This window comes from Microbacterium natoriense, assembly GCF_030816295.1.
GTDB lineage: Bacteria > Actinomycetota > Actinomycetes > Actinomycetales > Microbacteriaceae > Microbacterium > Microbacterium natoriense_A.
Genome location: NZ_JAUSXV010000001.1, coordinates 3014008 through 3033772 on the forward strand (window position 1 = coordinate 3014008; position 19765 = coordinate 3033772).

Consider the following 19765-nt stretch of genomic DNA (forward strand, 5'->3'; position numbering starts at 1 on the left):
CCACCAAAATGTCGTGTCGTCGTATCCGTCAGAACGACGGTGTCGTCGTATCGTCTGCCGCGGCCACAAGAGTCGCCGCCATCTGCTCATCACCCTGCACGAACGCGTTCGCTGCATCCGCGGTGCATGTCATCGTGTTCTGACACGACGCGACGACCGTGCTCAACCGGCCCGTGGACTGCTCATCCAGGAACCCGAACACCGCGGTCGCGACGATCCCGTCGAACCCGGCTCCTGATGCGAGCGGTTCCCCGACCGACACGTCAAGCCCGGTCATCGCCGTCGCGAAGCCCTGGATCTTCTCGTCGGTGGTGACGATCGTCGTGTTGATGCCCGCGGGCTGCAGCTGCCACCCCGTCATTGCGTCATTCCCTTCACGATTGCTTTCCCGCCCGTCGCTTCCTCGAACGCGAACACCAGAGCGAGCCCGCGGCGGTACTCCGCGAACGGGATCACCCCGTCGACCATCACCGCGCCCTCACTGGTCATTTCGATCTCGCGGGTCTCGTCGGGATGCAACCGCACCAGATCCGTCAACGTCTCCACGCGCCGGGGCCTGCCGAGGATGAGCACACGCGTCCGATCCAGTTCAGTGAACTCCACTGTGCCTCCACCGCGGGTCTCGACGGCGACGAGCGGCGGATTCAACAGCTCCGCGAACTCTCGTTGCTCCTCGACGCTCAACGGCACCGGGGACACGAGTGTGACTTCGATCGGCATCACACACCTCCGCTCGCTGCGACTGCGCGGGCAATCGCGTCGGTCCCGAACGCACGAGCCAACTCATCCGCCTGACGCCACGGCGGCACGTCCGGGTCGCTGAATCCGGCGACCAGCGATGGAATCCGCTGGCGGCCCGCGAGGGACACATCGAACCGTGCCGCCAGCACCGTGAGGTCGACACCGAGGGCCCGCACCGCGCGGGGCCCGATCAGCATCGCCACCGGCACCGCGATCGGCTGCGTCCCGAACGCGGGAACCCGCCCGTCGCGCCACCCGGGGATCACCGTCACCGACCCGAACAACGGCATGGAGAACGCCTCAGCGATCACCGTCAATGCGTGCGTGGCACGCTCCGCGACCATCTCCGTCGGCGCATCCAGCGCTGCGATCGGGGTGACGGCGGTGAACGTCTCCAACACACCTCCGCCCGTGCGTTCGACACGGTGGATACCCTGCAACGCTCCACCACCGCCAGTGATGAACGTGCGTACCTCGGGCATCTGCGCCCGCGAATGCGCGGTCAATGTGGCGGTGTCCCAGGCGAGCGTGGCGGGTTCATGCGCACCCCACGCCGCAGGCATCGCCTGCCCCAGCTCACCACTCACGACGTCGACCAGGCGGCCCAGCACCGTCTGCTCTGTGGCGGCATGATGCACCGACACCGAGACCACCGCCTGCAGCAGTTCCGGCTCCCGCTGGGACGGCAGCACCGCGTGAACCCGCGCCTCCAACAGCTCAGACACGGTCTCCCCGGTCTTGGCTCCGACAGGATCGACGAACAGGTCGCCCGTGCGGACCAGCGCCCATCCGCCGAAAAGATCGAGGTAGTAGCGGGCGGCGAACGTCCACCACGCATCGTGGCGGGCGATCACCACCGGGGTGAGACCTGCCGCGCGGACAGAGGTCAGGAAGTCTGCGAACGGCTCGCTGAAGTACACGGTGTGCCCTCTGGCTTCCGTGCACGCGTACTCACCCTCGACGAAGTCGAGTAGCGGATGATCGAATACGGTCATCCCGTTACCGCCTCCCGGAGGTCAGCCGATGTTGGCGACAGACGACTTCGCGCGTCCCAGCGAGGACTGTGCGGTCTCGTCGTTCTGCGCCATCGACTGCCGGAGCGTGTTGATGATCGCCTTCACACCATCCGCGGCGTTCTTCCACCGCAGTTCCTTCGCAGCGTAGTCATCCGACACGCCGGTCGCGTCGTAGTCGCTCATCGCGGTGCGCACGTCTGCGTCACGCTGATCGATGAGCGCTTCCAATCGGGAAGCGACGGCAAGGAAGTTGTCCTGCGCGGTCTGTGATGCCGCGAGATCGAAGTCGCGACGGTCTGCCTGATTTCCAGCCATGATCTGTGTTCACTCTCTCCGGTCGACAGGTCAACGTGTGGTCGAGAAGCGTGCCGCGTCGTACGACACGGAGCTTTCCGTCGACCGGGTCTGCTCGAACATCTCCTGGTCGCCCTCCTTGAAAGCACGATCCATCCCGGAGATGCCGCCGAGCACAGCCGCGAGAGCCGCGTTCAACTCGTTCGCGATCTGCTCGCTCTGCGCATTGAACTGATCGAATGCTGCACGGCCCGCACCGTTGAACTTGCCTTCCAGCGGTTCACCTGCCTGCGCGAGCTGCTTGACCAGCGCGCCGAGGTCATCGCTCGACGTTGATGTCTTCTTTGTAAGCTGCGACAGAACGTCGCCCCCCATTGCGAACTTCATGACGGAAGTATGACACTTCCCCCCGACACCCGCACGTCCTTGACTCTGCAGAATGTGGAGACTACGTACTCCGTCTGTCTGCGCCCGATTCGCCTGATGCTCCATTCGGTAAAGTGACCGTGGCGTGCTGAATGGGCACGGCACGTAGTGCGAAGAGCCGGGGGGCGAGCGATGGTCTGTGCGAACTGCGGTGCTCCCGACTACACAGGACGCTCCGTTTGCACGGTGTGCGGAAGCCCTCTCCCGGCACTTCCCGCGCGTGGGGCATCAGCGCCTCTCATCCAGAACGCGAGCCCCACACAGCTCGTTCTCGCCTTCAGCATCGACGCCGTCGCGTTCTTGGTTCCGTTGCTCTGCCTTGTCGTCGGGCCGGGCAGACTTGCCGTTGCGGCATCGCTCGTCGTTCTCCTGCTGCTGGTCGTGGCAGAACTGTGGATGCTTCTGTCCTTCGGCCGCACATTGGGCATGCAGGTAGCTGGCGTTCGCATTGTTCTCGCCGAAACGGGCTCAGCACCCGGCCTCCGCTTTCGCGGCTGGCGCGCCGCGGATACTCGGCGCGGAGCCGATCCGCTGCTCCCCCACAGAGACGTTCCCGTTCTGGCTAGTCCGGAGGCCGCCGAACGACGAAGTGCGACTCCGGACCTGCGCCCTCGCAATAGCGTTCCTGTCTCGCAAGGACAGACTTCCAGCGCACCACAGGCTTCGAGCGTTGCTGAGGCGGCGCTCATCGCAGACCCGCCCGGAGTAAAGCCCGCAGCATGCGTCCTCGTCGTTGACGAGACCCTGCGCAGCTCAGTGACCTCGCGGACCCGGGTCGGTCGAAGCCCCGCGGCTGTTGACGGTGCCACCGTGGTTGCCATTCCCGACCTTGCCCGCGAACTGTCGAAGGAGCACTTCATGCTCGAATACGATCAGGCGGGCGGCCTGACGGTCACGGACCTGTCCTCGACCAACGGCACAACGCTGAACGGGGTCGACATCGCACCAGCGATACCGTACGGGTTTGTATTCGGAGACCTGATCGAGGCTGGCGGACATCGATTTCGAGTCGAGGCGCGGAGCCGCGTCGAGAACCGGGAGGTCGCGTGAATCGTCATGACGAGCAAGCGCTCCTCGAAGCCGTTCGCATCCACCGCGGGCGGCTACGCGGCGCATTCCTTCAAGGCACTAGTGGTGTGCGGCGCGGTGTCGCCACGCTTACGGGGCGGCTCATGTGGAGCCTTGTGATCGCCGCGGTCGTATGCGCGATCTGCGTCGGCGTGTCGTTTGCCATCAGTGTGATCCCACAGATGTCCCCCGCTCCCATGCCGACGTCATCGCCGTCATCTGCCGCCACAGCCCCTGCGGGACTGACAACCGTGGTACTGACCCCCATAGAGGAGCGCCCGTGACCGAGTTCACGAGAGTCACCGTCATCGGCGCGAGCCGGCGGGCCACATTGGTGTTGCCGTCCGACGAACCTGTCTCTACTCTTCTGCCGGACATCGCCGAACTCCTTGCAGAATTGCCACCGCCGAATGGGCATGTCCTCGTCTCGACTCTCGGTGATGAATTTCCGGCAACGGCGTCGCTGTCAGAGCACGGAGTCGCCAACGGGGCGGTATTCCGTCTCATATCTGCCTCCCTCGCTCCCGCACCACCCGAGGTGACCGACGTCATCGACGCCGTAGCCGACGCTCAGGACGAGTCCTGGTATGCCTGGAACAGCACCCACCGTACGGTTGCGACGGGAGTCGCCCTGGGCGCGCTGACGCTTATCGTCACCCAGGGGCTCCCAGAGATGAGCTGGCTGCCGCTTTCGCTGTTCCTCCTGTTCACGACCGTCGCTGCGGTCCTCGGGTGGTCCGTGTCTCCTCGATTCGGTTTGCTCGCGGCCGCCCCCGCGCTGGGCGCAACTCCGCTGACGACAATCGGCATCGTGTCCGCGGTCCCGTTGCTGGAGCCGGTTGTCTGGCCGATCGCGATGGCGCTGGGTTGGGTCGCGGTCGCGGTGGCGGGTTCCAAGCGCGCCGTTCTGGGCGGGGCAGTCGGTGTGCTGCTTGCGGCAGTGACCGTCGTAGCGTCCGTTTTGGGGGCATCGCCTGCCGGTGTCGCCGCCGTGATCGCGATTTGCACGGCAGCGTTGCTGGGCGCTCTTCCGTCCATCGCCTTGGCCCTGTCAGGCGTCACGCTGCTCGATGATCGCGGGCTCGCCGGGGAGTCAGTCCGGCGGATAACGGTGTCGGCCCGGGTCACCGACGCGTACGGGATGTTCACCTGGGCAATCGCTGCGACGTCGGGATACTCGGCTTTTGCGTTGGCAGTGCTGCTGTCGAGCAACGACGTCTTCGCGCTGTCGCTGGGTGCCGCCCTTCTCGCCATCGTCGGTTTGCGGACACGTGTCATGCCGATGGCCGTGCAGGCATGGATGCTCTGGGGAGCGGTCATCTCCGGCGTGCTCGTGGCGGCGCTTCTCACGCGTTCGTGGTCCGCCGATGTTCTCGCTCTCCTCGGCGTTGGGGGTGCCGGGCTCATTGTGCTGCTGGGCACGATTCGTCCCCGCCCGCATACCCGGGTGCGGTTGCGGCGGTTCGGCGATTTCCTTGAAGCCCTCGCTGCGTTGACGATGCTGCCGCTGACACTCGGCGTATTCGGCGTCTACCCGCTCCTGCTGGGAGTGTTCTGATGACGATCGTGCCGACTGCCAGTGCACAACGCCGGGTGATCGATGAGCTGACGACGATCACCGCGCCCGTCGGACCGGCACTGCGATTCTCCTTCGTCGCTCTGGAACCTCGCACCGCCCTATCGACCGTTGCGGCGCTGACGATGCGGGAACTCCGTCGAGGACGTGCGGGAAGAATCCTGAGCGTTGACACACGGCTGGGCCAGTCCGGCCGCGCTGTCCTTCTCGAAGGCAGTCCGCTTTCAGATGAGACATTCGTTCGCATCCCCGAGGGAACCCGGGAATGGATGCGCGAACGTGGCGGCCTCGTCGCCGTGTCGTTCGATCATGGCGGCGTCGCAGACTGGAATCGAGTCATCGCACCCGTCGTCCGACATTTCGATATCGTCGGCACCGACTGGGGCGCTCTCGCGCAGGACGATGCATCCATCGCAGCGCGCACCGGGCACGTCGTCTGCATTACCGGAACATGGGAGCGAGACTCCGCGGAGTCTGCCATCGCGTTTGCCCGCGCAATTCATGACCAAACGGACGAGTGTCGTCCCATCGTGGTGCTATCCGATGTGACGCGCACACGGTCGACATGGCCTCGTCTCGTCACTCGTCATGTTCCAGTGCGGGTGCTGGCTGTGCCACATGATCGGTTGCTGGCCGCTGGAGGCCCTGCATCGCCTCCGACTACCACCCGGGCGCGTATGGTCGCAGCCGCACTCAGAGCTGCCGCCGACGGTCGCGCACCCTCACACGGGGAGCTACGGTGAGCGAACGCATAATCCACCGTCCGGCGCGCCTCGAGCACGCCCCGGCTCGGCCGGACCCGCGGATCATCGCCGCACCACCTCAACAGGGCGATGCTCCGCCGGGTGGAATCCCGTTGCGCACGCTGCTGCCAGTGTTCGGATCATTGTCATCGATCATCATGATCGTCGTGCTCCGGGCGAACCCGATCATGGTGGTCGTGGGCGCGTTCATCCTTGTGATCGCCCTGGTCGGGGGCATCGGAATGGCCATAGGCCAGCGCGGCCAAGCGGCGCGCGCACGATTGCGCGAAAGGGAACGCTACCTCGACTACCTCGAAACGTTGCGGGCCGAGTTGCGTACAGAACACGAGACATTGCGCGCCCTCGCGATACGCACGCACCCGTCCCCCGACCGGCTCTCGGAGGTCCTGCGCGATCCCGAGCGCGTCTGGCAACGTCGCCGGCGCGACGCGGACTTCCTGCTCGTACGAGTCGGCAGCGGTACGGCCGGGTGGTTCGACCTCGCGTTGCCTGTCGAGGCGAGCCCGGTGCAACCCTATGACGTGATCATGACCGGTGAAGCCCACAATGTGATCACTACCTATGCAGGAATCGCCGGGATGCCTGCGACGGTGCCTCTTCGCGGTGCCGGTATCGTGTCGGTCGTCGGCAACCCGGATCACACGAGAAGCCTGGTACGAGCGATGCTCGCTCAGCTGGCCGCACACCATGCCCCCGACGACGTTCAAACTCGGGCTCGCCGTCCCTGTTGGGAGCCTCCCCGCTTTCGCTGGAAGCGACCTCCTCCCCCACATCTTGATGGACGCGTGGGACGGACCTGTTGCTGCACGCCGGATCGCCCCCAGCCCCTCCGAGCTGATGGCCTTGATCCGCGACGAAGTGTCTGCCCGCGCTGCCCGCGCTGCTGCTCGACTGCGCAACGGCGATGCCCGCGGCACACTCGAGAAGCCGCTCATCCTGGTCTTCGACGACACCGAGAGCGAAGCGTCCACGGTCCCGTTGCCCGAAGGATACTCGGCTCCGCAGCTGGGAATCACCGTCATCAGCATCGTTCGCGAACGACTGCACGAGCCGAGTGACACCAGTGTCCGCATCACCGTGACCACGACCGGCGAGGGTATCGGTCTCACAGTGGACGGCGACGAAGGACAGAGCGCCGGGATCGCACGCGCTGTTCCCGACGCGATGTCCGTCGAGGTCTTCGAAGGCTTCGCGGGCCGCGTCGCGCCACTACGACTGTCATCAGCATCGAAGCGCGAAGAGGCAGACGGACAAGACCTGGACATCCTGCAACTGCTCGACATTGCCAAAATCGACGAGATCTCGCCACGGCGCTGGGACAAGAAGCGGGGAGACAAGGACTTCTTGCGGGTCCCGATCGCCACGAGCGACGACGGAGGTCCGGTATACATCGACCTGAAAGAATCCGCCCACGGTGGGATGGGCCCTCACGGTATCTGCATCGGAGCCACGGGGTCGGGAAAAAGCGAGTTCCTCCGCACGCTCGTCCTCAGCCTCTCGCTCACGCACAGCCCCGAAGACCTGGCGATGATCCTCGTCGACTACAAGGGCGGAGCTGCATTCACTCCGTTCCAGACATTGCCGCATATAGCCGGTTTGATCGACAACCTCGCCGACGACGCACAGCTGATCCAACGCGCCAAGGCGTCGATCGAAGGAGAGATCGTCCGTCGCCAGCACCTGATGAAGAACACGGGATCGTTTGCGTCCATCACTGACTACAGAGTCGCGCGCGACTCCAACCCGGACATGCCCGCTCTGCCGCACCTCCTCCTAGTGATCGATGAATTCGGTGAGCTTCTGACCGCCGAACCCGACTTCATCGACCTGCTGCTGCAGATCGGGCGAATCGGACGCGCCCTCGGCATCCATCTGCTCCTCGCCAGTCAACGCATCGAGGGCGGCAGGCTTCGAGGGCTCGATACATACCTGTCGTACAGGATCGGTCTGCGCACCTTCTCCGAGCAGGAATCGAGCATGATCCTCGAGACTCCGGACGCGTTCCATCTCCCTGCCATCCCCGGCTACGGATATCTCAAAGTCGACACATCCATATACACCCGCTTCTGTGCCGCGTACGTCTCCGGACCTGTTCCCGGGCCTACGCACGATCTGGCGCTTGACGTCATCGAGTGGGGAGCCTTCGCCCAGCCGCCGTACAACAGCATTGAGCGCGACGCGGCTGAGATCGATCAGCCGCTCTCGCGAAGCACGACGACAGGGCCGTCTCTCCTTGATGAATGTGTGACCCGTCTCCGAGAGACGGCGAAGGCGACCGAACCCGTGTGGCTTCCTCCGCTCCCCGACCGACTCCCGTTGTTGCAGGTACTCGGGAACCGAGAAGAGCTCCCTTTACACGTTCCGATCGGAGTTCTCGACCAACCCAGCAACCAAGATCAAGGAACGTGGCAACTCGATCTCACTCGTTCCGGTGGCCACTTCGCGATCATCGGCGCACCACAGTCGGGCCGAACCATGTTCCTTCGAACGTTCGCAGCCGGCATCGCCACCACGCATACCCCCAAGCAGGTCACGATGTACGGCCTCGATCTCACGGGAGCTGGCCTGGCACGTCTCGAAGATTTCCCTCATGTCGGCGGAATCGCGACTCGAGCCAACAGAGAGCAGCAGACGCGGCTCCTCGAAGAACTCCAAGCGATGATCGCGGAACGCGAACGGCTCTTCCGTGTTCATCGCATTGAGTCCCTGGCGCAATTCAGAGCACGACACGAGGCCGGAGACCTACCGTCCGTCATCTCGCCGGATGTTGTCCTGCTGATCGACGGGTACGGCCTCATCCGCACGGAGTTCGAGGTGCTCGCGGACAAACTCACCGACCTCCTTACTCGAGGCGGGAGTTTTGGCATCCATCTCGTCCTCGCGCTCACGCGGTGGAGCGAAGTCACCATGAGCCTCCAACCCCTGATCGGGAACAGGATCGAGTTGCGACTCAACGATCCCTCTGAGTCGAGCGTCGCACGCAAGCTCTCCGAAACGATCCGCGCCACCCAACCAGGCCGTGCGCTCACGGCAGAACGGCTCTTCGGGCAGATCGCGCTGCCCACTGTCGACGACGTCGACGACGACCACGTCGGCGACGCCCTCACTGAACTCGCGAAGCAAACTGCCGCTTCCTGGCAGGGTCCGGCAGCATCGCCTATCCGCCTTCTCCCGGAGGATCTGGATCCCGCGACTCTGCCTGACGAGTTCGACGAACCAGATCACCTTCCGATCGGACTGCGTCAAGACACCATGGAGCCCGCCTTGCTCTCGCTGGGCGACACCGACCAGCACGTGCTCGTTCTCGGTGATGCAGGGAGCGGGAAGACCACACTCCTGCGCCAGATTCTCGACACGCTCATCCAAAGGCATACGCCCGATGAACTCGTCATTGCTTTGATGGAACCCCGAAGTCAACTTACTCATTCAGTGCCGGACGACTTCCTCGGCGGGCACGCCAACAACATCACCAAGGCACGACAACTCGCCGCCGCACTCGCCCTGGAGCTCGATAAACGGCAGAACGACGGCACCGACCCCAGCCTGAGGATCGTGCTCGTCGTTGATGACTACGACATCCTGGCCTCCAGTGGCGAAAGTCCGCTCGAACCGCTCCTGCCGTACTTCGCGTCCGCCCGAGATCATCGCTTCACCGTGATTCTCGCTCGACCGGTCGCCGGAGCCGCACGCGCCCTCTTCGAACGGAGCATCCTGACCATCAAGGACACAGGTGGAACGGGCGTAATCCTCTCCGGCGAACGGGCCGAAGGTCCCCTCTGGCCGGGCGTATATGCCACCCAAGCTATTCCTGGACGAGCGACCCTGGTCCGTCGAGGACAACCCCCGCGACTCATCCAGGTCGCCAACCGAAAGGGCTAGAGAGGCGTCCATTGCCTCTGTGACCTTCTCCGAGCCGCTACGCCGCATGACGACACGGGCAGCGGGTCAGACCGGTTGCACGACGACCTTCACTCGAAGTGGGCTGGTCGAAAGCCACCTGCTACCGCCATCGCTTTGCGGTGACGCCGAGGCCAGGCGACGGCACTCGCGTGGATTGAGGTCGATCTCGATACCCCGCAGATCCGCACCGCCCAGGGAGTCTACGCGTGGGTCGGAGCGGATGCATCACACCCGTTGTCGTACCACGGAAGCGGGAGGGGAAAGGGAGGGCTGCACGCCAGGCTGTCCAATCAACTCCGCTGGCGCGTCACCCAGCGGACGTTCATCAGCCGTGATCCGATGAGCCTCAGCGAGCAGGACGCCTGGTTTCTGGCGCAGGAAGTGCCCGCTGTCCAGCAGGCGGCTTCCGATGGCCGATGCCTCTTCTACGCGACTACCGAGCCAGCGAGCTGGTCGATCGAGCGGAACGAGATCTCGCCTCCGGTGGGGGCTCTGGAGCGGGAGAGCTTCATCAGCGCGCTATCGCTTCTCGTGACCGGCCACCGCGGCCTGATCGGAGGCGCTGTGTGGGAGTCGAAGACCGGATCCATCTGTCAGCTCATGACCTCCCTGGCCTGGGACCGCCTGGTCGAAATGCAGGAAGCAGCTGGCTGTAGCGCTCTTGCAGCCGGTCTCATGAAGCCCGTCTAGTTTGGGCACCCAATGAGACAGCGCTCTGGGAACCGACCTCCAGCATGATCGCGGAGGTTGGGCCTCGTCGCATCAGCGAGAAGTTTGAGCGACATTTGGCCGCGCTTCCCCGCGTTCGACGCCCGACCCCATACGCTCGCGGTATGGCGAGACCTCCGCGGTGGCAGGCGACGCTCGACGCGAGCATCGAGGAGGCGTGCCTCGCCGTGCGCCTGTACAACGACTCGGCTGAGGCGCGTGCGTTCGAGGGCTTCGTGATCCACATGCATCTGGCGTGGCTGTACCTGCTCCATGCCGAGTTCGTCCGCGATAACGTGGACTATCGATACTGGGACCCACAGTTCAAGAACCGGCTGCTGAGGATCGACGGCGAGCCGAAGCGGTGGGAGCTCGAGCGTTCAATGAAGGAGCGCTGGCCGGCGGACTCTGATCCGGTACGTGCGAATCTGGCGCTCTTTATTAAGCTCCGCAACCGGTTGGAGCACCGCCATGCTCACGCGGACGCGGCGCTGATGCTGAACCTCTCCGGCCACGCGCACGCTTTGCTCGTGAACTATGACTCCGAGCTCACCGAGCAGTTCGGCGAGCAGCGGTCTCTGGCGCTGCGCCTGCGGCTGCCTATTTTCGTGGGCACCTTTACGCCGCAGGGCGAACACGCCCTGCGGCGCTTCCGGAGGACGCTTCCCGCGGACCTGCGCGGTTTCGTGACCGACTACGAGTCCGGCTTGGATGAGGCGATCATCAACGACTCACGGTACGAGTTCCGGTTGCGCGCGATGGTCGAGTTGGCTCCGAAGGACCCCGACGCGGTGGCGATGCAGTTCACGCGGTACGAGGACATGACCGAGGGTGAGCGCGAGTTCGCCGAGGAGATGGGCAAGCGCGGCCAGGTGATTGTGCGAGAGCAGCGGCGGCCGGTTTCAGGACTGGGACGGCTCATGCCGACAGCCGTGGCGACCGAAGTCCAATTGGGCATCCCGTTCGTCTTCAACCTCAACCACTTCGCCGCCGCCTGGAAGCGCAAGAACGTTCGACCTCCCTATGGAGACCCGAACCCCGACCGGACGAACTCCGACTTCTGCGAGTATGACGAGCCCACGAACACCTACAGGTACACGAAGGCGTACGTGAGCCACCTGATCAAGAAGTGCGGAACAGAGAAGGGATTCGAGGAGGTCACGGGGATGACGCCACGACTCAAGCCGTCCGACACCAACGGCGCGGGCGCTGCCACGATGCCGGCCTTGTGAGATCCCGATACCGCTCTTGCGAGCGCGGTCTGGGGATCTTGCCGACGCGACAACCTAGATACAGAGTCATTATCGACTCTTAGACATCACGTCCGCTCTGTGGGCATCGTGACATCGTCCGTTCCGTCCGTTCGAGGGCCTTCGAGGTCGACGGATCGCGTGATGTTGCCGTTACCCGCGCGGACTCGGGGCCGTGCGGTGTTGTGCGCGAACGCGCGGCGATGCCGAGGCGTCACCGATCTGCATCGTCCCATCACACAGCGGATATCCGGTGCACGCCATAAACGCCCCGTAGCGTCCGGATCTTTCGACCATGGCCCGTTTCCTGCACTTTGGACAGATACACGGAGTGACGTCATCACCTTTGGGCGAACGGATCTTCACCGCCCCATCCCGAACAAGTTCGATCAGGAATGGGGATTCGCGTCCGCGACGAGTGAGCAACAGCACGGAGCGACGCGCTCTGGTGAGGGCCACGTAGAACAGCCGGCGCTCCTCGGCATTCGGATACGGGTCCGGGGCTGCCATCGCGAGTTGCAGCACCGGGTCATCCTCTCGCATATCCGGAAACGCGCCGCGCTCGAGCCCGAGAATCACGACGTAGTCGGCTTCCTTGCCCTTTGATCCATGTACCGTGTTGAACTCGACGCGCAACTGCGAGTACTTGGATCGCAGCGCATTCGCGACGTCATCTGCGCTCGATCTGTAGCGACCGAGCACGAGGACTGACGCGGGCTCGTGGATCTGCCCGTCAAGATGCACGAGGTGCTCTCGCAGCACCCGTGCGTAGTCGCGGCCATCGGAGACACTGAGCGCGTCGACTGTCACGCCAAGATCGTCGGCGGACGACCTCACATGCTTCACGATCTGTCCCGGGTTCTTCGTGACGAAACTGCCGGCGACGTCGCACAGCGATTGAGGAGAGCGGAATGTCCAGTCCAGCCAGATCGTCGATGAAGCTCCGAACCAGTCATCGAATCGAGTCATCACGCTGAGGTCGGAGCCTGCGAATCGGTTGATCGCCTGCCAGTCGTCGCCGACCGCGTACAAGTAGGTACCGGGTGTCTTCGTCAGAGCCCGCACCAGGGCGGCGCGGGCCGTGCTGGTGTCCTGCATCTCATCGACCATCACTAACCGGTACGGGCTGGTCCAGCGGCCAGCTTCGACGTGATCGGTCGCCAGGTTGAGCATGTCCTCGAAATCGATCTGTCGAGCGGCGTGCAGCTGTCGATCCCACTCCGTGAGCACCGGCTCGTAGAGCTGCACAAACAACCTGTTCCGCAGAGACCGGCCCGCCCGCTGCCCGAGCACTTCCGGTATCAGTCGGTTGCCCTTCGCATGCGACATGAACGCCCGCATCAAGGTCAGCATCGCTTTGTCGTTGATCGGCGGCTCCCCGGCCGCCTCGCGGTACGGGTTCTCGTCGAGCTCGATCCCGTGTCGGCGCAACTCCTGCTCGAGGTGTTCGAACCCGGACCCGTCCCGAATCGTCGCCGAGGTCGTTTCGATCAGAACCGTGCCGTACGCGGCGTGGGTCTGGCGTCGCCACTGCATGCTCTCCGCATACCCCGTGAATTGCGGCGGCGGTGTGCCGTCGGGGCCGATCGCCCAGTGCTCGTGCCAGACGTCGATGTCCGGGTAATAGAAATCCGGCTGGTACTGCCGGTGGTGCGCGTCCGCGACGTCATGCGCGTACGGTCTCTCGTACTCGTAGTTGACACCGTTCAGGAACAACCAGTTGGCGATCATCACCTCTTCCTGGCTATTCACGACTTCGCCCGCCAGGGTCCCGAACCCAAGCGCCTTGGTACGTGGATCCGCCTTCTCCGGGTCGGCTTCGTCGCCGAGGTCCGGGAGCTGCCGGCCGAACACCAGCCGGAACAGGTCCCAGTTGCGGCGGAACACCGGGTCCCGATCCCTGAGGACATCGACGACACCGGCGAGCCGACCCATCCCGTTGTCGTTCACGAGGTCATCCGGCAGCGACGGCTTCCGCCCGGTCGCCTCACCGATGATCCGCAGCCCAAAAGCGTGGAATGTGCTCGACGCCACGCCGGCCCTGTCATCCTTGAGTCGCGCTTCCATCCGTTCGGACAGCTCGCCAGCGGCCTTCTTGTTGAAGGCGAGCGCCAGGATCTCGACCGGCTGTGCGACGCCGCGTGTGATGGCGTATCCGGCGCGAGCGACCATGGTGGACGTCTTGCCGGAGCCGGCAGCCGCGATGACCCGCACCCGATTGTCGAAGCAGACCGTCGCACGGATCTGCTCTTCTGTCAGCGGCGACTTCTCAACCGTGCGGAAGAAGTCTGCAAGCTCCTGCTTCTCCCACGCCAGAAACTCCTCGTTCCGCCGCTCCGACCACTGGGCGAGATCGAGGGTTCGGCACGCTTCGACCGCCGCGCGTTCGTCCGCGCTTCGATTGCGCATGGAAACCGACAACTGCAGTTCAGTAGACGCCGCGATCCATCCGTCCGTCGTCGGACGGGTTCTGTGCAATGCCGCGACAGCATCCCGATCCGCCCAACGCGGCCTGCTCATCAGCTCCTGAACGTCGTTCCACCACAGGCGCGCAGACTCGCCCTGTTCCGCGGCCGCAGCGAAGAGGCTATGAAGGCGATGTCGTTCAGCGACCTCGGATCCGTGAGCCGCCTGAATCTCGTACGCGGAACGACGACTCACACCGGCGAGCACGGCTTCGCGATCGTGAGTCAGAGAGACGAGCAGCGCCCGCGGTCGTTCCCGCACGGCAAGGCTCGCGACCTCCGAGACATCGACATCGATGGAAGCCGCGATCCCCTGAATGCGAACCCGGCCGTCCCCGATCGAGAGCGTCCAGGGCCTCGCGCCCCGAAACAGTCGCGCCCACCAGTTCGGTTTCCACTCCATGACAAGTCCCCCCGACGAATCGGAGACCAGCCTATGTCGATGCTCGGACACCGGAGTCCCCGGATCGTTGTCCCGGGACTCACGAGATTCGAAGAACCTCGAATCGCGTGTCACACGCCAAGGTAGCAGGACCTCAGGGTACTCTCCCCCGAAACGGGGGGAGTTCGAGAATGTCTCGACACACAGGAAGTTGCGCCACGGCGATGACCTCAGGATGCCGTTGCGTCTGCATGCACGCGCGACATGGACTCGCCGGACGTCTGCATTGGGCCGACGTTTTGAGCGTGGATGTCGTGTCGGGAGAGACGAGTCCGCCCGAACGCACGGAGGCACTGCGCCGGCAAAGTTTAGCCGCGACTCGTGTCCGCATCCGGATCGCACGGGCCAGAAAGTCCAAGAGGTCGCGAGGCCTGTCTGCAGCGAACACGATCAGTGCGTTCGAGTACGCACGCACCATGAACCTGGTCCAATGGCTCGTTGAGCACCCGACTGAGCGGGATCAGCTGGAAAGTGTTGTCGAACTCCTCGTCAAGGCCTCATCGGATCTTCTCGCGGGCGTACAGAAATCGAAGCGAAAGGCGCTCAAGGCAAGAATCCTCGACCACCTATGGTGCGACCTCATCGCGAGCATCGTCTGCGCCGTCGAGCAGTTCGGATCGCTCGAAGAGAAAGCAAAGGAAGAAGTGGCCGTGGCGATCGCGGCCGGAGCTACCGCGTTGTTGAAGTCGGCACGAGCAGAGGCCGAAGCAAGACCAGCCCGCGCGAACAAAGACGGTACCGCCGTATCGAAAGCAGACCTCGATGCCGACGCAGATCTGTCGGTGGACGGGGCCATCCTGCAGGGATGTATCCGAGGAGTGGTACATCTTGCGCTCGACGGCGCTACGGCAGGACTGGACGCCTATCTCAAGACCATCCTGATCAAGCTCCGGGTTGCCGGAGTGATGCTCTGTCCTGACGTCACTGCGCACGAGAAGGTCTGGCGGCACTGCTGGCTGCCGCTGTGGAAACACGCTCTCTTCGATGCCCTGCTGGAAGAGTTGGCTGAGTTCGTCCCCGCATTGAAGACTGATCTCCCCAACGCCCCGATTGGCAGCGCCGGACACCCAGACTCCCCCACCGCGAATCCAACCTAGAGAATCTGGACGGCGTCAACGACGTCATCGGCTCGAAGCTCGTGCACCGTCGCCTGCCAGTACGCCTTCCGGTCGAAGATCTCGCGATCGAAGATGCACTCCCAGGAGAGTTCGGTGTCCCTGCGGAGGTCTGCCGGCCACTGGGAGACGGGTACGTTTCGGTGCCCGCCGGCCTCTCGGCGCACGAGGAAGGCATCCGTGAGTGCGGTGTAGCGAGCGTCGTACTCTGCGTCGGACTCGTCGGGCAGTATCGGGATTGCAGGGAACGAGTTCAGCACCGAGTGCCACTCGTCGAACTGGGACAAGAGCACGCGTTCGCGCGGGATCCGGCACGTCAACAGAACCTGACCGCGTGCGCGTCCACAGTTGCGGATCAGGTCATCTCTTCGGATCTGCGCCCACAGCCAGACCGCCGTGCTCCCGGACGTTGGCAGCCTCTCGCCCATCATCCGATTCATCCAGGCGTACGCCTCAGGCCACTCGGATGCCGTGTGCTCTGGCCGAGGACGCAGCACGCCGTTCTTCCTGAGCTCGTCGACTGCGGCGTTCGCCTGGATCGTGTGCAGCAGCAGAACGTCCGCGTCCAGGTCAAACCCAACACGCCCCGGTGGCACAGCCTGCTCCGCACGAGCGGAACGGATCGGGAAGGATGGCACGAACACCATCTTGTCGCCCCGCATCGACATCGCATTGTCGGATGCCCTACGTATCGTCGAGTCCATGACGGATGGCGACGGCCTGGACATTCGGTACATCGAAGAGACGATCCTCCAGAAGGAGGAGGACTCAAAGCAGCGGTGCTCCTCCAGCGGAGAGAACGCCGGACGGATGGTCGCGATTCCTGGTTCTGATGATTGGAAGATCCACTGTCCTGCCTGCGGCGCTTGGTGGCACGGCGGATCGACGGTCCTCCCCGACCACAATCGACCACGTATTGCGTGAACAGCCGCGCTCGCCTATACAGCGCCAAAGGCAGGAGGACAGATGACATCTGGCGACGATGAGATCCACATTCTCAACGAGGGTTGGCGTCTGCTCGGCAGTGACGTGCAAGCGGAGTTACTTGCACGCGGGTGGGCCGTCGCGAACCTGGACATCGGCGATGACGAGCCCCTGGAGTTCTTCTGGCCGCCGACGGCTCCGATCGGCTACGGCCGCGAATCCGATGAACTGCCCTCATCCCCAGGACGGCCGCCGGAGATGACTGCGCCCCGCGAGACGCCGTGGATCCTGCCGACGAGGATCGCCCGCATCAGCTCGGGCTGGCGGGTCGAGTACGGCGAGGCGACCGCACAGCAGCCAGACGATGCGGTCGAGTACGCAGACGACAAGGCGCTGCTGCAGGGCCTTCCTCGTATCGAGTGGTGGCCAATGAGCGTGGAGGAAGCGCGCGAGCTCGAGCATCAGCGCGTGCTGCACACGACATACGCGGACGCGTACGACGACCACAGCCTGGGTTACCGCATCCAGACAGAACCCTATATAGGCCGACGGTACGAGATCTACGAACGGCTTCGAGGCAGGATCAAGGTGACGATGGCGGACCCCGACGCATGGCGCTGGTCCGGCGACCTGCAAGCTCGGTTGCGCATTATCGACGGCCAGATGTGGGCTTCCGCCGTGCGCACCGCCCGCGCCGGCGGCGACGGCTGGAGCATCAGCGGTAGGAAGGCCATCTCCGACGAGGATTGATCAGGCATGTCAAGGCGTGTGATCGAGGGCTACACGGAGCCGCGCCAGGTCAGCGTCTACGAGCGGCATGCCATCGCGAAGCTGGGCGCGCACCCGCTCATTCACGCTTGGTGACAGAAGCTGGAGCGCGAACCGAAGCATCGGCTTGCGTGACCAGGGTTCCCGGTCATCGAGCAGCGCGACCACGTTGCCGGGCAACGTGACATCCGCCCAGTCGACGTCGCAGCGTACGTTGTTCGTGGCGGCATCGTCGCCGTGCATCGCGGCGAGGGTGCGAAGCGAGGGCGGGATGACGGCGCGGTCGTCGATGATGTTCACCGGCCCACGTCGCACGACGTGCTCGTAGTTCATCGGCTCTCCGTTGAGCATCTTCCTGTAAATGCTGAACATCCGATAACAGTCGTCGATCGCCGGATCACCGCGGTACTTTCTGCCCAGCCCGTACTCGTCCCCGAACGAGTCGTAGACCCTTTCCAGATCCAGCCCGATACCGGGCCAGGCGCTCTTAGCCGGAAACAGATCCTCGACGTCAAGCGCGAGCTGCCGCTGCAGATCGACGCTCAACGGCAAGATGCCGGCGACCTCGTCGCTGAGCCTCGCCAGCGGGAGGTAGTCGCCGAACAGGCCATTCCACGACACGATGATGTCGAAGTTCAGCGCCCAGTTCTCCAGCTCGATGTCCAGCGCGCTGGGATCTTCGCGTGGACGGAGCTCGTCCTCCCATTCGTCGACGACCGCGAACGCCGCAAAGTCTGGATCGGTCTCGACGTGCAGCAGGCCCATACGGTTTAGAGCCCAGTTCTCGATCGGGACCTTTCCGCGGTGGCCCCGGGCATATCCGAAGTCGACAAAGGCAATTCGAACACTGGCGTGCTGGCGGTCGTTCATGCGTCTGAGGATCGCATCCGTTTCGGACATTCCGGATCGATCCTGTGTTAGCTTCATGGCGGGCGTTCGATGACGCCTCACTCTGAGCTGGCTCTGCACCCGTGCTGCTGCCGGCATATGACGACAATCTCCTGAGGGACGACATCGGCTGCTTTCCTGCCCTGACGGACCGGCGACGAGCACGGGAGAAATCGCGCGCACTCCGGAGGTAGTCCTCATGGTCAGCACCAATCGCAAAGCTCTCGTTCGCGCCTACATGCACGAGCACGGGGTCAAGTACACCGAGGCGCTGCACGCCCTCGGCCACGTTCCTGATCCGGATCCGCCTCGGCAGCTGCAGTTCATGATGCTCAGCGGCGATCAGCATGAGTACGACTATCCGCGGGCCGAGGGCACCGCCTTCGCGACGTTCGATGAGGCGAAGGCTGCTGTCACGGAAGACGGCGACGTCGTCACCAGCGGCTACGTCGCACCCGATAGCCCGGGTGGGCCCGAGCGCTGGCACAGCCATCCGTACGGCAACTGGGCGATGTACACCGGCGGGGTCTGGGGTGACCGCACGTACTGGGACGAGACGCCGCAGCGATGGGATGGATGGACGCCTGCCTGGTTCACGCGGTTCCCGACGCCCGCAGCGGCTGCGGCAGCTCCGGGGATCGTGAACGGCGACGTCGCATACGGCAACATGATCGACGGGATTCGATTCGTGACTGCGTCGGGGTCACTCGTCACCAGAGTGCTGCCCTATCTCAACGACGAAGCGGCGTTCTCCCGGTTCAGTGGTGAGAGTGATCTCGTGGCGGAGGAGATGGAGAAGATCACAGCCAGCCTCGATCCTCGGCTGGGGATCCGGCTCGGACACGCACAGACCCCTTACGGCACCGTGACGTACTGGGAGTTCGAAACCCGGGATGTTGCTCAGCACATCAGCTGGAGCAGCATCGATCGCAGCACGGCAGAGCACATGAGTGCCCTGGCGGAGTGGGCTCAGGACGAGCACCCGCACACAGGGAGCATCAACCGTCTGCCGTTCGATCCGCTGGAGACGTGCGAGCATTGCCCGAGCTCGGTGGTCACGCGACAGCATCCGCTGGGACTCGGACAGATGATCGGCCGATGGCCGGAGGACTTCGAGTCCGTCGTCGACATCGCGCTGCCAGCCTCTGCAGACAAGCTTCCCGCGACCTGGGACGAGCTCTTGCTCGTACATGCACTGGGAAGCACGCAGCTGGTCAGCCACGATGGATGCGCTGAATACTGGTGCGAGTGACGGTTGACCTACCTCAGGCGATAGCGACGGGTACCTCATCTCAGTGGGTCGTGCAGCGCTTCGAGAACATCGCGCGCCCACGAGGCTGGAGCCTTGAGACCGCCGAGGCCGACGCCGCGGCCCTCGAGCTCCGGACAGAACGCGCGCAGGCACGACGCACTCCGATGT

At 64.1% G+C, this 19765-nt stretch carries 19 protein-coding genes; 10 read left to right on the forward strand and 9 right to left on the reverse strand.

The features are described 5' to 3' along the window. Positions 1–28: 28 nt before the first annotated feature. The 5 genes from QFZ53_RS14165 to QFZ53_RS14185 are packed head-to-tail and all read right to left on the reverse strand — an operon-like array spanning position 29 to position 2438. Positions 29–361 (reverse strand): DUF6507 family protein, encoded by a 333-nt coding sequence (locus QFZ53_RS14165; RefSeq protein ID WP_307297478.1) that lies wholly within the window; start codon positions 359–361, stop codon positions 29–31. Beyond that, positions 358–720, reverse strand: coding sequence for a hypothetical protein (locus tag QFZ53_RS14170; protein WP_307297480.1), 363 nt, complete (start codon positions 718–720; stop codon positions 358–360). Before QFZ53_RS14170 ends, QFZ53_RS14165 begins: the two co-directional genes overlap by 4 nt. After that, entirely contained in the window at positions 720–1736 is a 1017-nt protein-coding gene (locus QFZ53_RS14175; RefSeq protein WP_307297482.1) for a DUF6177 family protein, read from the reverse strand. Before QFZ53_RS14175 ends, QFZ53_RS14170 begins: the two co-directional genes overlap by 1 nt. Positions 1737–1757: 21 nt before the next feature. Continuing rightward, positions 1758–2072: a pore-forming ESAT-6 family protein gene (locus QFZ53_RS14180; RefSeq protein WP_307297483.1), complete on the reverse strand. Its 315-nt coding sequence runs from the start codon at positions 2070–2072 to the stop codon at positions 1758–1760. Positions 2073–2102: 30 nt separating this feature from the next. After that, positions 2103–2438, reverse strand: a complete 336-nt coding sequence (locus QFZ53_RS14185) for a hypothetical protein (RefSeq protein ID WP_307297484.1) — start codon at positions 2436–2438, stop codon at positions 2103–2105. 171 nt (positions 2439–2609) lie between these two features. On the opposite strand from QFZ53_RS14185, the gene QFZ53_RS14190 reads away from it, so the two are divergent. From QFZ53_RS14190 to QFZ53_RS14200, 3 genes are all read left to right on the forward strand, one after another. Continuing rightward, positions 2610–3527 (forward strand): FHA domain-containing protein, encoded by a 918-nt coding sequence (locus QFZ53_RS14190; RefSeq protein WP_373426292.1) that lies wholly within the window; start codon positions 2610–2612, stop codon positions 3525–3527. A 298-nt stretch (positions 3528–3825) separates the two neighbouring features. After that, positions 3826–5103: an EsaB/YukD family protein gene (locus QFZ53_RS14195; RefSeq protein ID WP_307297485.1), complete on the forward strand. Its 1278-nt coding sequence runs from the start codon at positions 3826–3828 to the stop codon at positions 5101–5103. After that, complete coding sequence (locus QFZ53_RS14200) at positions 5103–5864, forward strand: hypothetical protein (RefSeq protein WP_307297487.1); 762 nt, start codon at positions 5103–5105, stop codon at positions 5862–5864. Before QFZ53_RS14195 ends, QFZ53_RS14200 begins: the two co-directional genes overlap by 1 nt. A 146-nt stretch (positions 5865–6010) precedes the next feature. Here QFZ53_RS14200 and QFZ53_RS14205 read toward each other — a convergent pair whose 3' ends face one another. Next, complete coding sequence (locus QFZ53_RS14205) at positions 6011–6430, reverse strand: hypothetical protein (RefSeq protein ID WP_307297489.1); 420 nt, start codon at positions 6428–6430, stop codon at positions 6011–6013. A gap of 619 nt (positions 6431–7049) precedes the next feature. Here QFZ53_RS14205 and eccCb point away from each other — a divergent pair. From eccCb to QFZ53_RS14220, 3 genes are all read left to right on the forward strand, one after another. Further along, positions 7050–9764 (forward strand): type VII secretion protein EccCb, encoded by a 2715-nt coding sequence (eccCb, locus tag QFZ53_RS14210; protein ID WP_307299419.1) that lies wholly within the window; start codon positions 7050–7052, stop codon positions 9762–9764. Positions 9765–10124: 360 nt separating this feature from the next. Continuing rightward, on the forward strand, positions 10125–10475 hold the full coding sequence (locus tag QFZ53_RS14215) for a hypothetical protein (protein ID WP_307297492.1): 351 nt from the start codon (positions 10125–10127) through the stop codon (positions 10473–10475). 143 nt (positions 10476–10618) lie between these two features. Then, entirely contained in the window at positions 10619–11725 is a 1107-nt protein-coding gene (locus tag QFZ53_RS14220) for a DUF3644 domain-containing protein (protein WP_307297495.1), read from the forward strand. A 171-nt stretch (positions 11726–11896) separates the two neighbouring features. Here QFZ53_RS14220 and QFZ53_RS14225 read toward each other — a convergent pair whose 3' ends face one another. Then, positions 11897–14611, reverse strand: coding sequence for a UvrD-helicase domain-containing protein (locus QFZ53_RS14225; protein ID WP_307297498.1), 2715 nt, complete (start codon positions 14609–14611; stop codon positions 11897–11899). Between the two features lie 455 nt (positions 14612–15066). On the opposite strand from QFZ53_RS14225, the gene QFZ53_RS14230 reads away from it, so the two are divergent. Next, a complete protein-coding gene (locus tag QFZ53_RS14230; protein WP_307297500.1) occupies positions 15067–15747 on the forward strand; it encodes a hypothetical protein in 681 nt (226 codons plus the stop codon). On the opposite strand, the gene QFZ53_RS14235 is transcribed toward QFZ53_RS14230, so the two are convergent. Next, positions 15744–16403, reverse strand: a complete 660-nt coding sequence (locus QFZ53_RS14235) for a DUF3841 domain-containing protein (protein ID WP_307297502.1) — start codon at positions 16401–16403, stop codon at positions 15744–15746. The two genes, QFZ53_RS14230 and QFZ53_RS14235, sit on opposite strands and share 4 nt — an antisense overlap. Positions 16404–16467: 64 nt before the next feature. Between QFZ53_RS14235 and QFZ53_RS14240 the strand changes: the two genes are divergently transcribed. After that, positions 16468–16689: a hypothetical protein gene (locus tag QFZ53_RS14240; RefSeq protein ID WP_307297504.1), complete on the forward strand. Its 222-nt coding sequence runs from the start codon at positions 16468–16470 to the stop codon at positions 16687–16689. A 42-nt stretch (positions 16690–16731) separates the two neighbouring features. Then, complete coding sequence (locus QFZ53_RS14245) at positions 16732–17439, forward strand: hypothetical protein (protein ID WP_307297507.1); 708 nt, start codon at positions 16732–16734, stop codon at positions 17437–17439. 9 nt (positions 17440–17448) lie between these two features. On the opposite strand, the gene QFZ53_RS14250 is transcribed toward QFZ53_RS14245, so the two are convergent. Continuing rightward, positions 17449–18327, reverse strand: a complete 879-nt coding sequence (locus QFZ53_RS14250) for a hypothetical protein (RefSeq protein WP_307297509.1) — start codon at positions 18325–18327, stop codon at positions 17449–17451. A gap of 217 nt (positions 18328–18544) precedes the next feature. Here QFZ53_RS14250 and QFZ53_RS14255 point away from each other — a divergent pair, with 217 nt between their 5' ends. After that, positions 18545–19597, forward strand: a complete 1053-nt coding sequence (locus QFZ53_RS14255; protein ID WP_307297512.1) for a hypothetical protein — start codon at positions 18545–18547, stop codon at positions 19595–19597. The last annotated feature ends 168 nt before the right edge of the window (positions 19598–19765 follow it).